16 protein-coding genes and 1 riboswitch are annotated in these 15160 nt (G+C 42.9%); of the genes, 2 read left to right on the top strand and 14 right to left on the bottom strand.

Annotated elements, in window-relative coordinates; all coding sequences use genetic code 11:
- Window position 1: 1 nt before the first annotated feature.
- The 8 genes from IEY42_RS07985 to moaA form a co-directional block, all read right to left on the bottom strand.
- Entirely contained in the window at window positions 2-478 is a 477-nt protein-coding gene (locus IEY42_RS07985) for a hypothetical protein (RefSeq protein WP_229779971.1), read from the bottom strand.
- Between the two features lie 181 nt (window positions 479-659).
- On the bottom strand, window positions 660-1766 hold the full coding sequence (locus IEY42_RS07980) for an ABC transporter ATP-binding protein (protein ID WP_188924768.1): 1107 nt from the start codon (window positions 1764-1766) through the stop codon (window positions 660-662).
- Window positions 1750-2427: a molybdate ABC transporter permease subunit gene (gene modB, locus IEY42_RS07975; protein ID WP_188924767.1), complete on the bottom strand. Its 678-nt coding sequence runs from the start codon at window positions 2425-2427 to the stop codon at window positions 1750-1752. Before modB ends, IEY42_RS07980 begins: the two co-directional genes overlap by 17 nt.
- Window positions 2427-3275, bottom strand: coding sequence for a molybdate ABC transporter substrate-binding protein (gene modA / locus IEY42_RS07970; RefSeq protein ID WP_188924766.1), 849 nt, complete (start codon window positions 3273-3275; stop codon window positions 2427-2429). The genes modB and modA overlap by 1 nt, the downstream gene beginning before the upstream one ends.
- A gap of 64 nt (window positions 3276-3339) precedes the next feature.
- Complete coding sequence (gene moaE, locus IEY42_RS07965; RefSeq protein WP_188919347.1) at window positions 3340-3801, bottom strand: molybdopterin synthase catalytic subunit MoaE; 462 nt, start codon at window positions 3799-3801, stop codon at window positions 3340-3342.
- Window positions 3802-3803: 2 nt separating this feature from the next.
- The gene (moaD, locus tag IEY42_RS07960; protein ID WP_188924765.1) at window positions 3804-4052 is read right to left on the bottom strand and encodes a molybdopterin synthase sulfur carrier subunit; all 249 of its coding nucleotides are present in this window, start codon (window positions 4050-4052) and stop codon (window positions 3804-3806) included.
- A 54-nt stretch (window positions 4053-4106) separates the two neighbouring features.
- Window positions 4107-4583: a cyclic pyranopterin monophosphate synthase MoaC gene (gene moaC / locus IEY42_RS07955; RefSeq protein ID WP_188924764.1), complete on the bottom strand. Its 477-nt coding sequence runs from the start codon at window positions 4581-4583 to the stop codon at window positions 4107-4109.
- A 69-nt stretch (window positions 4584-4652) separates the two neighbouring features.
- Window positions 4653-5633, bottom strand: coding sequence for a GTP 3',8-cyclase MoaA (moaA, locus tag IEY42_RS07950; protein ID WP_188924763.1), 981 nt, complete (start codon window positions 5631-5633; stop codon window positions 4653-4655).
- Window positions 5621-5753: riboswitch (molybdenum cofactor riboswitch) on the bottom strand. (Overlaps the previous gene by 13 nt.)
- A gap of 233 nt (window positions 5754-5986) precedes the next feature.
- Here moaA and IEY42_RS07945 point away from each other — a divergent pair.
- A complete protein-coding gene (locus IEY42_RS07945; protein WP_188924762.1) occupies window positions 5987-7636 on the top strand; it encodes an electron transfer flavoprotein-ubiquinone oxidoreductase in 1650 nt (549 codons plus the stop codon).
- Between the two features lie 247 nt (window positions 7637-7883).
- On the top strand, window positions 7884-9806 hold the full coding sequence (locus IEY42_RS07940) for a methyl-accepting chemotaxis protein (RefSeq protein ID WP_188924761.1): 1923 nt from the start codon (window positions 7884-7886) through the stop codon (window positions 9804-9806).
- Window positions 9807-9901: 95 nt separating this feature from the next.
- On the opposite strand, the gene IEY42_RS07935 is transcribed toward IEY42_RS07940, so the two are convergent.
- The 6 genes from IEY42_RS07935 to IEY42_RS07910 form a co-directional block, all read right to left on the bottom strand.
- Window positions 9902-10261 (bottom strand): DUF4870 domain-containing protein, encoded by a 360-nt coding sequence (locus tag IEY42_RS07935; protein ID WP_188924760.1) that lies wholly within the window; start codon window positions 10259-10261, stop codon window positions 9902-9904.
- Window positions 10262-10315: 54 nt separating this feature from the next.
- Entirely contained in the window at window positions 10316-11008 is a 693-nt protein-coding gene (locus tag IEY42_RS07930; protein WP_188924759.1) for an MOSC domain-containing protein, read from the bottom strand.
- A gap of 217 nt (window positions 11009-11225) precedes the next feature.
- Window positions 11226-12077, bottom strand: a complete 852-nt coding sequence (locus IEY42_RS07925; protein ID WP_188924758.1) for a PfkB family carbohydrate kinase — start codon at window positions 12075-12077, stop codon at window positions 11226-11228.
- Between the two features lie 79 nt (window positions 12078-12156).
- Window positions 12157-13494 carry a coproporphyrinogen III oxidase family protein gene (locus IEY42_RS07920; protein WP_188924757.1) on the bottom strand — a complete coding sequence of 446 codons (1338 nt, stop codon included), beginning with the start codon at window positions 13492-13494 and terminating at the stop codon, window positions 12157-12159.
- Window positions 13495-13744: 250 nt separating this feature from the next.
- Window positions 13745-14086 carry a N(4)-acetylcytidine aminohydrolase gene (gene yqfB / locus IEY42_RS07915; protein ID WP_188924756.1) on the bottom strand — a complete coding sequence of 114 codons (342 nt, stop codon included), beginning with the start codon at window positions 14084-14086 and terminating at the stop codon, window positions 13745-13747.
- A 42-nt stretch (window positions 14087-14128) separates the two neighbouring features.
- On the bottom strand, window positions 14129-14998 hold the full coding sequence (locus IEY42_RS07910) for an AraC family transcriptional regulator (RefSeq protein WP_188924755.1): 870 nt from the start codon (window positions 14996-14998) through the stop codon (window positions 14129-14131).
- Window positions 14999-15160: the final 162 nt, after the last annotated feature.

The following is a 15160-nucleotide window of genomic DNA, read 5'->3' as shown; positions in this document are numbered from 1 at the left end:
TTTAATCCCATTTGAGCAGTGGAAGTGGACGCAGGGTTTCAATGTCGAAAGCAATGGTATTTTTACTATCTTGATTGAGTAATTTTAGTTCGAGATAACTAATAGATAAGTCGTGGTCCAATTCCGCTTGCGTTAAGTATCCTTGTTGATCTTCAATCGCTAAAGCGACTAGCGCAGAAAATGTCATATGCTTAGCTTGTAACATTTTAGCGGCATTTACAGAGCCGATATCGTCAGAATTATAAGCAGATGATTTTTCGGTTAGCAGTACACCATCTAACGCTCGGTACTGGTACTTACTGATTTCTCGTGCTTCTACGTTAACCATAGAAATCTTGTAAACCAGTAATCCTTCTTCCACATCAACATCAAAGTCACATATTGTGCCTTTGTCTTGTTGTTCTAACTGCTCCATGACCACAATGGGTTTGAGAAACTCACCGTTGATCAATAAAGTGTGCATCGACGGCGTAGCCATCACGGCACAAGGAAGAAAGCATATTGCTAATAGCAACCGAACCATCACTAGCCTCTATTTGATTGAAAATTTTATTACAGCACTACTCTACCTAAGAGCGGCCAAAGTCCCAAGAAATCTAAGATTAATAATTGATCATAAACACCGCAAAACAAGGCCTTCGAGCTAAAATCAATTAGAATTAAGGGGTGTTTAAGATATGAATTTGCTCAGACTTTAACGCGATAGTGGTTTGCACTCCGGTTTGTAATGCTAACTTTTCAACTAAGTGGGTTGGTACGTCAGCATTAAGTATTGAACCAATACCGATAACAGATGCTATTACGCGTGACGATTCGCCCATGACTAATACTGACTCAATCATGACATCAAGCTTATTGATGCTTTTACATAAGCGGCCACTGCTGATGGCATTAAACCGAATCCCTTGATTGGGGATAACCCAACGGATAGCTTGACCCTTTGCGAGTGGTGGAGCACTGTCGCTGATAATGAGTTCTTCACCGAGCTTAAACCAAGTCATGTTACGCTCAACGTCTTGCTCAACCACTTCACCATCAAAAATATTACGCAAGCCCATTTGACGAGCTACCGCTTCATCATTAGGGTGCGATAGCACTTCAAATGGTTGACCTTGTTGCAGCATTTTGCCTTGGCTAATTAACATCATTTTATCGGCGAGCAATAACGCCTCATGAATGTCGTGAGTCACCATCACCACAGGAATGGACAGTTGTTGCTTTAACCTTGCAAGCTCAATGTACAAGCGTTCGCGGGTTTCACGGTCAACAGCCGAAAAAGGCTCGTCGAGTAATAAAATGGCAGGCTCGCGAGCCAATGCTCGCGCCAATGCCACACGTTGACGCTGACCACCCGAAAGTTGCGCCGGAAGGCGGTTCGGTAAACCATGTAAATTAACCCGTTCAAGCCAATCTAAAGCACGCTGTTTACGTTCTGACTTAGGGATATGGTCAAGCCCTGCTATCACATTATCTAACGCCGACAAATGCGGAAATAGACCAAAATGTTGTGGCATATAGCCAATATGGCGCTGCTGCGGTGTTAACATCACAGCCTCTGCAGAATCAAACCATAAAACATCACCACATTGAATACGGCCTTGCTTGGGGATTGTTAGCCCAGCAATCATTCTTAGCAAGGTGGTTTTCCCGCCGCCAGAAGGCCCCACTACCGCTAACACTTCACCGGCTTTACAGGTAAAGTTTGCCGCCAATGGAATAGGCAGCTCTTGGCTAATATCACAAACAAGATCAGCGTTGTGTGGCATTAAGGCCTCCTAAACGCCGCGACATACTGGTTGTTAATGCCAAAGCACTCACCGCAAACAGCAACAATACCAATGACATCATGCCTGCAGAATCAAAGTCGAAGGCTTGCACGCTGTCATAAATGGCTATAGAGATCGTTTTGGTTTCGCCAGCAATATTACCGCCGAGCATCAATACCACACCAAATTCACCTAACACATGGGAGAAGCACAACACTAATGCAGTTAATACACCAGGCCACACCATAGGTAACTCGACTTTAAGAAAAATCCGCATACGGCTCATACCACAACAAGCTGCTGCGTCGCGAATATCAATTGGAATGGTTTCATAAGCACGCTGTATCGGCTGCACAGCAAAGGGAATATTGACAATAATGGAAGCTATCACTAGCCCGGAGAAATTAAACACCAGTTGTTGACCAAAAAGCTGCTCAGCAAGGCCGCCGATGAAGCTTTGATTACCCAGGCCCACCAGCAAGTAATAACCAATGACAGTCGGCGGCAACACTAAGGGCACTAAAATTAATGCTTCTAACCATGATTTACCGCGAAATTGAAAGTACGCCAACCCTCGGCCGATGATGATCGCCAACGGAATTAACAACAACACAGTAAAGCTACTGAGTTTGACCGACAGCAACAGCGCTTGCCAATCCATTAGTCGAGCTTCACTGTTGTTTTAGGCAAGTTAAAACCAAACTCACTTAATACTTTTTGCGCTTGTGGACTTTGCATGTATTGATAAAAGCGCGTTGCGGTTTCTGAAGCATTTGGCATTAATGCCATGCGTTGATTTAGCGGTTGGTATAAATTATCAGGAATAACCACATGGTTAGCTAACTGAGTAAATTGCGGCGCAAGTACCAAGGACAAAGGTACGATGCCACCTTGAGTTGAACCACTAATGGTAAACTGAGCGGCTTGTGACGCATTTTCACCAAAAATGAGCTTAGGTTGCACAGCATCCCATAACCCCTTGGCTTTTAGCACCTCTCGGGCACGTTCACCGTAGGGAGCATGATCGGGATTGGCTATCGCAAAGCGCTTAAGCTTACCGTCGCGAATAAATTGCTCTAACCCCACCAGCTCAGCATCAAGAATTAACGGTGATTGTTTTGGTGCTGCTAGTGCTAAGCGGCCGATGGCATAAATAACCCCAGCATCTTGGGTATAACCCGCCTTATGCAATTGCTCAATATAAAACTCATCGGCACTGAGCATCATTTCAAAGGGGGCGCCGTGTTGAATTTGAGTGATAAAGTTGCCAGATGAGCCATAACTGATACGAACAGACAAACCGGTTTGTTGTTTGAAGTTCTTCGCGATGTCATCAAGGGCAAATTTAATATTTGCTGCGGCAGCGATGGCAGGAGTATCGGCAGCTTGAGCAACATGAGTCGGCAATATCACACTCAATAGACCCAATACTAGCGTGAAGGCAATAGCGTAACATTGGCTTTTGAAACGCTCACCATGAGTAAAAACAGATAACGAAGTAGAAAACATTAATAACTGACCTTATTGGTTGAGCAAACAACGGCAGAATATTAGTTAGATTATTTTTGCCACACTATTTTTGCCACATTTTAGCCGCTTGCTCATCACTGTCACGAGCTTCGACCCATTTACTGCCAGTATCATTGGCTTCAAGTTTCCAAAATGGTGCTTTGGTCTTTAAAAAATCAATTAAAAACTCACATGCAGCAAAGGCAGCCTTACGATGAGCACTGGTGACACCGATAAACACAATCTGCTCACCTAGCGCCATCGTGCCGACACGGTGAATAATGGTCACCTTGTTTAATGGCCAGCGCTCACGTGCTTGTTGGCAAATTTGATCTAATACTGACTCGGTCATGCCTGGGTAATGCTCTAACGTTAAATCAGTCACTGCGCTGCCATCATTAAAATCGCGCACTTTACCAATAAAATTGACCACTGCACCATCTTGGTTGTCATTGGCTAGTAAGGCATATTCGTCGGCAACACTAAAGTCCTGAGTTTGCACTCTAACAGTGGTTACATTTGTCATGATTAACCCCCTGTTACTGGAGGGAAAAAGGCAACTTCATCACCGGCTTTTATTTTGGTATCCCATTGGCTTATCGTTTGATTAACCGCAACAAGTAGCTTATCCGAAGTGAGCACTTTGGCCCATTTATCATCGGTTGCAGCCAGTGCTGCGCGTAGCTCTTCTGTGGTATGAATATTGGCGCTACTGTGCTCCACTTTCGCGGTACCGAGTAACTCGCGGACTTGCGCAAAAAATAATACTTGGATCATAGTGGTCTCTCAACACATTAATTTGATGACAATAAATAATTTAACTAGCCAATATTAAGCAGTAAAGTGGCCAGATTTTCCGCCGCGTTTTTCTAGTAATCTCACCTGCGAGATAATCATGTCTTTTTGCACGGCTTTACACATGTCGTAAATGGTTAACGCAGCCACAGACGCAGCGGTTAACGCTTCCATTTCAACACCGGTTTTACCAGACAATTTGCACAAGCTAGTGATACGGACACGGTTATGTTCTGGCTGAGCTTCAAGCTCAACTTCCACTTTGGTTAACATTAAAGGATGGCATAACGGAATAAGATCTGAAGTCTTTTTAGCAGCTTGAATACCAGCAATACGCGCTGTAGCAAACACATCACCTTTATGGTGGCTACCGCTCATGATCATCGTTAATGTATCTGCGGCCATGTCGATATATGCTTCAGCTCTGGCTTCGCGTTCGGTCACGGCTTTCTCAGTGACATCGACCATGTGAGCATTACCATCGGCATTAATGTGGGTGAAACGATTACTCATGATATGAATACCTTATCAAACAGAATTTGTAGGTTAACGACACTTATTTTGAGCTAAGAAAGGTGGCGACTAGCCACCAATAGAGGCTAGATGCTTCGTCACGCCAGTAATGCCTTGATGCAGAAAGTGAGTTTCTTTCTTTTGCTCTAATTGGCCATGCAAACGAGAGATTAGTTCATCACGTTGCGATGCATCTTGCAGTAAATCGCGTAAATCAACGCCATTTTCAGTAAATAAGCACAAATGCAATTTACCTTTGGCAGAGACCCTTAGACGATTACAGCTGGCGCAAAAGTTTTTGGCGTACGGCATAATCAGGCCAATACGGCCTTGATAATCACTGTGACTGAAGTTTTGTGCGGGGCCATCATCGGCACTCGGTAAATCGTATAACCAGCCTTCTTGCTCAAGCTGCTTTTTAATGTCGATTCCGGCCAAGTGATGGGCATTGAAATAGTCACGACCTAGGCCTGTCTCCATCAGTTCAATGAAGCGCAAATCAATAGGCGTGTGTTTAATCCAATGTAAAAAACGCGGTAAATCTTTATCGTTTAAGCCTTTTAATAGCACCGCATTAATTTTGACTCGCTCAAACCCCGCCTCAAGTGCTGCATCAATACCACGCATCACTTGGTCGAATTTATTTTCACCGGTAATTTGGTAAAACATTTTTGGGTCTAAGCTGTCTACTGAGACATTAATACGGCGCAAACCTGCGTCATACCATTCTTTTGCATGCTGCTGTAAACGATAACCATTAGTAGTCATTGCTACTGTATTGACATTAGGATTATCAGCAACGATGCGCACGATATCAGTAAAATCTTTGCGAAGGGTTGGCTCGCCACCTGTGATACGAATTTTTTGCGTACCCACAGCAGCAAAACCCGCAACGAGGTTTTCAATTTCGTTGAGCGTTAAAAAAGTAGGCTTGCCATCAGGGCGATAGCCATCGGGCAAGCAATAGGTGCATTTGAAATTACAAACATCAGTGACTGACATCCGTAAATAATGAAATTTTCGTCCAAAATTGTCTTGTAACTGGGACATGTTAACCTTTCCAAGTGTGGGAGGTAAGTGCATTTCTTTACTCACCCCGGTGGCAAAATTACCACGGCAAAATGCCCATATCATTGACGTAGGGCAAAAAGCTCGGAGAACCGTCAGACCTAATTATAGGCCTATTTGCGGGTTTACAAATACCCCTTTAGACGAATATCTTATTCAAAATGACTAAATCGTTAACTATTTGTGACTCGACTCACGCTGATAAGATTGTGTTTGCCCCTGTGACAAAAGCAAATTTTGCGGTAAGGTGAGTAAAAGGATAAACGATCGTTTAACTATCGTGATAAAAAAACAATAAACCCGCACGCTAACGGGAAACTTTGAAAGGTGAGAACATGGAACGCGAGTCAATGGAGTTCGACGTTGTAATAGTCGGTGCAGGCCCAGCAGGTTTAGCAACGGCTTGTCGTTTAATGCAGATATCAAAAGATGCCGATAAAGAAATCACGGTATGTGTGGTAGAAAAAGGCTCTGAAGTGGGCGCCCACATTTTATCTGGCGCGGTATTTGAGCCCGATGTACTGGACGAGCTATTCAATGATTGGCGCGACTCTGATATTCCCCTCAACACCAAAGTCAGTCACGACGAAATTTATTTACTCAACTCTGAGTCAAAATCACGCTTAATGCCCAACAGTTTAGTGCCTAAAACCATGCACAATGAAGGCAACTACATTATTAGTGTGGGCAACCTTGCTCGTTGGTTAGCTAATCGCGCCGAAGCCATGGGTGTCGAAATTTTTCCGGGCTTTGCTGCAAGTGAACTGCTGTTTAATGACGACAACAGCGTCAAAGGCATTTTGATTGGCGATATGGGCGTCGATGAAAATGGCCAGCCTAAAGACAGCTACATGCCAGGCATGGAGTTACACGCTAAATATACCGTGTTCTCTGAAGGCTGCCGAGGCCACCTCGGTAAGCAGCTTATTCAGAAATACCATTTAGATAATGGCAAAACCCCACAACATTATGGTTTAGGGTTTAAAGAGATTTGGAAAATCCCTGCTGAGCAACACCAGCAAGGTAAAGTGGTTCACACTGGCGGTTGGCCGTTAGTCAATGGCTCATCTGGCGGCGGATTTTTATATCACATGGAAGACAATCAAGTCGCTGTGGGATTAATTATCGACTTAAACTATAAAAACCCGCATTTAAGCCCGTTTGACGAGTTTCAGCGTTATAAAACGCATCCGGTTATTGCTCAAACACTAACCGGAGGTGAACGCCTAACTTACGGTGCCAGAGCCATTGCTAAAGGCGGTTTAAACTCACTGCCTAAGATGAGCTTTCCGGGTGGATTAATTATCGGTTGTAATGCAGGCACCCTTAACTTTGCCAAAATTAAAGGCACCCATACTGCGATTAAGAGCGGAATTATTGCAGCGACAACCTTAGGTGAAGGGCTAATTGCCGGGTTAGAGGGCGGTAAAGACCTTGACTGTTTCCAGCAACGTTTTGAAGAAAGCTGGCTGCATGAAGAGCTACATCAGTCGCGTAACTTTGGCCCTGCGTTGCATAAATTTGGCACCTTAATGGGTGGCGCATTTAACTACGTAGACCAAAACTGGTTTGGTGGTAAGTTCCCGGTAACGTTCCGCGATACCACACCAGATTATGCCTCAATGGGTTTAGCTAGCGAGTACAGTAAGATTGACTATCCAAAGCCAGACGGAAAACTCAGTTTTGACAAGTTATCTTCAGTGTATTTGTCGAACACCTATCACGAGGAAGGTCAACGCTGTCATTTACATTTAAAAGACCAAAGCATTCCGATTTCAGTCAATTTAGTCAAATTTGACGAGCCTGCGCAACGTTATTGTCCTGCTGGCGTATATGAAGTCGTAGAAGATGAGGGTGAAAAAAAGTTTGTCATTAATGCCCAAAATTGTATTCACTGTAAAACCTGTGACATTAAAGATCCAAGCCAGAATATTACCTGGGTAACCCCTGAGGGCGGCGGCGGACCAAACTATCCAAACATGTAAACGACAAGTTATGTTTATTTGCCATTAACTCGTTGTTCACCCATCGTTAATTTATTGGCTACTGTCAAAAAAATGCACTTAAAAATAGGTGCTTTTTTTTTATTTTTTCGACTATCATTAACCACATAACATCACAAAGACCTACACCATCAGCCGTTTTGTACTTTATGAGTAAATACAAAATTTTTATCAATTTATTGCCATTGTGTCCGATATAACAAAGAGACACTTTTAGAGGCCGTTGTAGATGAATACATTTAACACCCTTACCATTAAGCAAAAAATCCTACTCACCGTTACTTTTGCTGTGCTGCTATCAACCATGTTAGTTGGGTTGCTGAGCCAGCGAAGTGCGAAACAAGTGGTTGAGCAACGTATGCTTAACTCTGAAATGCCCAGCTTGTTGATGCAAATTCGCAATGAAGTCGATCTTCAAATCAGCACAGTTATGAATGCTGGTGAACAGCTAGCAAAAAGTAAAATGTTGCTTGAATGGCTTGAAAATGGTCGACCTGCAGACCAAGAAGAAATTGTTATCGCTGAACTTAATAGTGTAAAAAATCAATATGATTTAGCACAAGCATCCTACGCCGACCGCGAAACGGCAGCCTATTATAATCAAGATGGTTTTTTGCGTATATTAAACCAACAACAAGATGCTTGGTTTTTTGATTATCGCGATAGCAAACAAGAACGGATGCTAAATGTATTTACAGAGCCAAGTAACGGCGATGTTAAACTTTACATTAATTATCAACAACCTGACGGTAGAGGCTTGGTCGGTCTCGCTAAATCTTTAGATGATATGGTGAGCTTACTAGCTTCATTTAAAATTGAAGACAGCGGTTTTATATATTTAGTTGACACGAAAGGTGACGTAAAACTACACCAAGACACCAGCCAAATAGGTAAAGCGACTTTAAGTAATTTATACCCTAACGCCAACACTAACAACTTACTCAATAAAAATGACTTCAACTTAATCAAAGCTGATGTAAATGGCCAACATATGTTAATCGCCAGCAGCTACATTAAGTCTATGGATTGGTATTTAGTTGCGCAAGTGCCTGAAGCTGAAGTGTTTGCCTTACTTGAAGAATCGGCTTATCAAATCCTATTATGGACAGTGTTAATTGCTGCAGTATTCATTGTGATTGCCATTTCGGTTGCAGGCTCAGTAAGCCGTCCGATCGCACAAGTTGCTGAAATGTTCAGAAACATCGGTGAAGGCGAAGGCGATTTACGCCAACGGCTGCCAGTCAATGGCGAAGATGAAATCGCCCAATTAGCTCGCGGGTTCAATAGTTTTATTAGCAAAATTCAAGAAACTGTTGTTGAAGTTGCAGATACTAGCCAACAACTTGGTCTATCTGCAGTGGATGTGTCTAATCAGGCACACCAAACTCTAGATGACAGTCATCTGCAAAAAGATCGCACCATGATGGTTGTCGCTGCTATTAACGAAATGGGCGCCACGGTAAATGAAATTGCAGCAAATGCCGCACAAGCTGCCGTGACAGCTCGTGATGCAGATACAGAATCCGTCGATGGCCAGAAAGTGGTAACACGCGCTCGCTCAACCATTAATCAACTTTCAATCGATGTGGCACAGGTAGGCGAAGTGATTGAATCACTTGCGACCCATACTAAGTCAATTGGCAGTATTTTAGATGTAATCCGTGCGATTTCAGAGCAAACCAACTTACTGGCACTCAACGCTGCCATTGAAGCGGCCCGCGCCGGAGAAGCCGGCCGTGGTTTTGCCGTTGTAGCTGACGAGGTACGTAACCTTGCTTCACGTACTGCTGCATCGACTAACGAAGTACAAACCATGATTGATAAGCTGCAATCAGAAGCCAGTCGAGCTGTAAATGCTATGGCACAATCGAGCAGTCGCTCAAAAGAAGGGGTTACTGCAGTTGATGAAGCCAGCCAGTCGCTCAGTGGCATAAGTGAGCGTATTGCTCAAATTAGCGATATGAACATCCAAGTCGCGGCTGCAACAGAAGAACAATCAACTGTGGTTGAAGATATTAACCGTAATGTGACTGAGATTAATGATATTACTCAACGTACCTCAGACACAGCACAAGCGGCAGCTGAAGCAAGTAAAGCCTTGAACCAGCTTGCTAGTCGATTAGATGTGTTGGTGGCTCGCTTTAAGGTGTAATTCCATTTGAGTGTTTGCAACCAGCAAATACTCTACAGCTCGTAAATATAATAATGCCACTCATTGAGTGGCATTATTTTTAGCACCTTAAGGTATTATTTCAAAAACTTAATCGACAGTGGATAATGATAGGCAATGCCGTCGTTGGCTTTGACTATCGCGATAATAGTACAAATAATATCTAATAATGCTAACGCTGCTAGCAGTAATACGCCAACGCCCACCAAAATCAAAACAGCCGAAATCATCGCATAAATCATTAAACTCAATTTGAAGTTAAGGCAATTTTTACCACACTGATTAGCAAACTCAAACTCGTCACGCTTCATCAGCCACACAATCAACGGACCTAATACGCTACCAAATGGAAACACATAGCCCGCAAAGCTTGCGGCGTGGATCAATAAGCCCATGTCTTTTGCTTGTTTACTTACTTCACCTGTCGGTTCAGACATTCGATTTTCCTTATCATGCTGTTATTTAGTATACGTTATTGTCTAACAGTATTTTTAACTGGCTTTACCATACAAACGCATTGCCCAGTCTTCAATACTTTGTTGTGCTAAGCGGCGTTGCAGTGATTCTACCCAGCTTTGTGCTAAGCCTTCACAAGCAAGTAAAGTTTGATACTGCTCGGCATCAAACTCAGGTAAAAAGTAAATTTGCATCGCCTTAGCAATACTAATGTCAGATTTACGCTCGATTAAACAAATACTATCGCTTGGGCGAATAACCCCTTCAGACAACACTCGATAAAACCAACCACACATGCGGCTCTCTTGCATAGCGAGGGCAAATTTAGGCTGTTCAAATTGTACATTGAGTTTAAAACAAGGTGAGCGTGGTTGGGTAACTTGCAAAGTGACATCGCCAATTTGAACAATATCACCAATATTGACGAGGGACTCATTTACACCGACAGTACTAATGTTTTCACCCATCGATGGCGCATCTTTAAAATTAGACATTAAGTCCCAGCGGCGATATTGGCCATAATGCTCGCGGGGAAAATGATGCAATACTCGATCTAAGCCGCCATGATGCTTAGGATCGGCCTCACTATTGCCCACCACGCGATCAAACTGCACAGTCAGTTGTGTTGCGGCATGTTTTTGGTTAATACCACTGGCAACACCATTGTGCATTTGCACCTGGTCACCTAAATACAAACCCGAAATACGGTTAACCCACTTTTTATTCATCCAGCCTTCCCCACAGATCCTGTAGAGTCAATATACCCAAATTTCAGGTAAAAAAAAGCCTTACTCGTAAATAGTAAGGCAACAAAAATAGGGAGTTAATACCGAAAATACCCAATACATAGACGTATTTACGCTTTGCTATCGAGTATAAGTTGATTAGACCGGCACATAGTAATGATCAACCATGACATAAAAATGACAACGGCAAAGATTTTCATTAACTTGCTGTCAGGTGCTTTTTAAGCGCTTCACCAGGTATAGAGCTTGGGGTTGCAACGGCAAATGAAGCCCATAACGCCCCTTGATGCATTGCATCAAAAATGGGCATATTTTGGCATAAACCATGGATAACACCCGCAGCATACGCATCGCCTGCGCCAGTGGTATCAACAACCTCAGCCATCACAGCGGGAACATGCTGTTCGCCTTCAACACTGTAGGCTATTGCGCCTTTATCACCATCGGTAACAATAAAATACTGTAGCGCATCGCCAGCAATAGATTGAGCAAACTGCCACGGCGCTTGATTACAACGCCCCTGCATATCGGTAATCGAGGCAATCAACACATGGCAAGGACGCTTGCGCTGATCTTTAGCCAGTTGCGCAATCACTTTGCAATGAGGATTACTGTCAATAGCATCTTGGGCCCATATGTCGGCACCATTTGCAGATGAATTGATATAAAACGCGTCCCATTGTTGCCAATTGGGAGCGTGAGATAACTCGAATATCGGCCGTTGTGGTCTAATAATGGTGCGTTCGCCGTCTGGCGTCATCACCAGCAACATCTCACAGGTGTTACCGCTAAAACGATGAACTAAACGGCAATCTAATCCAAGGGTACTCGCTTTCGCTAAAATCCAATCGCCAATGTCGTCACTGCCCACTTCGCTGACTAGCGACACATTGTGTTTTGCCCACACCAAACCTAAGCCAGTATTGGCACCGCCACCGCCTAAACGTAAGCCTCCGTCCTGATAATGAAACCGCCCGCCAGTTTGTAATGGTTTATCTAACCGTAAAATACGGTCACAATTGATATTAGCGAGCAGTAAAATATTGGCCATAGCGATACCTAGAAAAACCCCGACAAAAGAGTGTTGAGTATAACAAAATCGGCGTAGATCACACGGTTATCGACATAAATTACATGTCTGCCTCAGCAAGCGGTTGACGCAACTGCGCACGCACATTGTCCATACCAGAGTAAAACTCTTTCATCATCAATAAGCCCAACATTTTACCGTTGTCGGTCACAATTAATTCGTCAGGATTAACCGGATCATTTTTTAGCGCGCCCATGGCTTTCATTGAGGCCATTTCTTTAAATAATGCGGTGTCTAAATTGACATTAAAGTTATCGCGGAAATATTTACGCGATAAACGCCCAGAGAACATACCCAGTAAGAAACGATATTGCATCACTTCTTTTAATTGGTATTTTTTCTGTTGTTCAACGGCCATGCGGCCTTGTGCAATACGTTGTTGGTATTTTTTCAGTGAAAAGGTATTCACATACAAAGTATCATTTAAAAAACTGAATGAGCCTGAACCCACACCAAGGTACTCATCATAATCAATCACGTACTCATCAAAACCCTCATTATCGGTTTTACCAAAGGCCCAAGCTGAAAGCTGGTTATACTGACCTGTTAAACTATTCAAGATTTGACGATACTGGTTAACCATTTCACCATGAGGCGCTGCGAGTTCGCCTTTGACACTTTTACGTGTTTGGTGAGTAATCATTAATGGATAAGTGGTAATTTGGCGCGGGTCTAGCTTAGATGCCATATCGAGATCAGACTGGATAATCTCGTCAGTTTGACCTTTAAAACCAAAGATTAAATCAACGTTGATAATTGGAAATAATTCTTTTGCCGCCATAATGCGATCAAAGGTTTCTTGCCCAGATCCAAACTTATCTAAACGGTCGGTCATTTTTAAAATGCCGTCATCAAAGCTTTGCACCCCAATCGACATTCTGTCGACTAGGCCTTTTAACTGTTTAAATTCAGGGCTGCCTAAATGTTGTGGATCAGACTCACAAGACACTTCTTTAATACCCGGGAATAATGTCTTTGCGTGTTCAATAGTGCGAGCGAGTTCATCTTCTAAAACCGTGGTGGTGCCACCGCCAATGTACATAGACTCAAATTCATAGCCTAAATCTTTCGCCATCTGCATTTCTTTGCGTAGCGCAATAAAGTACTCACGCGCTTTGTCTTCACGGAATAAAAAGCGGTGAAAAGTACAAAAAGAGCACAAGGTATGACAAAAAGGAATGTGGGCGTACAACATATACTTTTTGCCTTCAACAGGCTTAGGCATACGGTCTGTTGAAATGGTGTCAAGACGCAGATTTTTATCGACATAATACTGCATCACCCGCTCCATTGAACTTATCATCCAGTTAGGCACAGTAATATTGGCTTGGTAAGGTTTAATCAACTCTTGGCCGGCTGATTGAATGATTGAAGACATAGAAAATCCTAATTGAATGAAGCCCTAAGAGCAAAACCATTGACAGTAAAATGTTAGATATACAAATACGTCACACGCAGAAAGCAAAAGTATCACTTTAGCGGTAGCTAAAATGTGAAGTAACTAATAGATATGCAAACTAACATGGTTAGAAGAGATCATTTGTTAAGCAGATCATGTTTTAGACACTGCTGTAGTGAAGCGTGTCTAAAACGAGGTATGACACTTGAGATCACTGATTGATAGACAATTAATTCGAACTTACTTGCGTCTCAACAAGCGCAAAAGAGATCATAAATAGACGTTGTTGGTCAGGGTAAACCTGTTGGATAAGGTGTTTAAGTTCGTCTAAAGGTAAGCTTTCTTGGTCGGCATGAAATTCATTGATGTCGTCAAAGGCTAATGGCTCAACGGCCAAAATAACAATGTCACAAACCTTAGTATGGCTTTCAAGAGTGTAGACCTCAACTTGAGTGCCAGGTTGGTAATGACTTTCGCTGAAATCACGGATGGTAATCGTCTTTTGCCCCGACGCTACGAGTGGCGTTAAAAACTCAAAAAACGTTATTTTTGTGGGTGCAATTGCTGACATATTAAACCCTTAATCAATGAAATACCCCAACGAAAATGCGTATTATAACCGAGCAAACTCACCTGGGCTTTGATCAAAGTAGCGTTTAAATTCACGGCTAAATTGTGCGGTGCTTTCATAGCCCACCTGGGTAGATACCTCTTTCACTTTCAGCCGTTGTAATTGCAATAACTCTCTGGCTTTATTTAAGCGAATTTTCTTTAAATATTGAATAGGCGAAGACGTGGTAACCTCTTTAAAACAACGATGAAATGCCGACGGGCTCATGTTCACTAAGCTCGCTAGCGTATCCACCTCAACCGACTCACCATAATGCTTATGGATATAACTCAAGGCTTTTTCAACCCGAGACAAACGAGTGTGGCTTAACGACAAAGCAAACAGCGGCGCGGAATTTGGCGCATCTAATAAGCGATATAGCAGTTCGAGCACTAACGCCTCGCCCATCACTTTAGCCTCTAACGGCGACTGCAAAGCCTGCAATAAGCGGATAACACTGCAATCCATGTCTTCAGTGCTGTCGGCAATAAAAAAACCACTTTGGCGCGACTCATTTAAATCTTTTGGAATTTGATGATGTTCGTCCATTAACTTAACGATGTAATTTAACTGCACTAAGTTAATATCCACCATCAACACTAACACCGGTTCTTCAATACTGGCAAAAGTTTCACATTCAACCGGGAGCGGTACCGTCATTACTAAAGAATGCTGACGGTCGTAGTCAAAGGTTTTATCCTCAATATAGACACGCTTTTTGCCCTGACCCACAATCAACACCCCCTGGGAATAGCATAATGGCCCCCGAGAAGCATATTGTGAGCCACGAAACACACGTACCCCAGCCAAATGAGTATTATTAACTCCTTCTTGTGGTGCAAGCTGTGCCATTAATGTTGCTATCTCATTCATAAAACCACCTTAATAAAATTAACAGCACCATTGCCGAGTTACGATAGATATTACCAAAAAAGTAGTAAAAGGCATTATATTTAGCAAATAAACGTCTTATTTAAACAAAAAAAAGTAGGAATGAGCATGAACGCAATAGTTCTGTGTATGTTTATTTTTACT

The organism is Shewanella algicola (assembly GCF_014648035.1).
In the GTDB taxonomy this organism is placed as follows: domain Bacteria; phylum Pseudomonadota; class Gammaproteobacteria; order Enterobacterales; family Shewanellaceae; genus Shewanella; species Shewanella algicola.
Note: the sequence above shows the minus strand (reverse complement) of the source record. Positions and strands in the feature narration are given on the sequence as shown.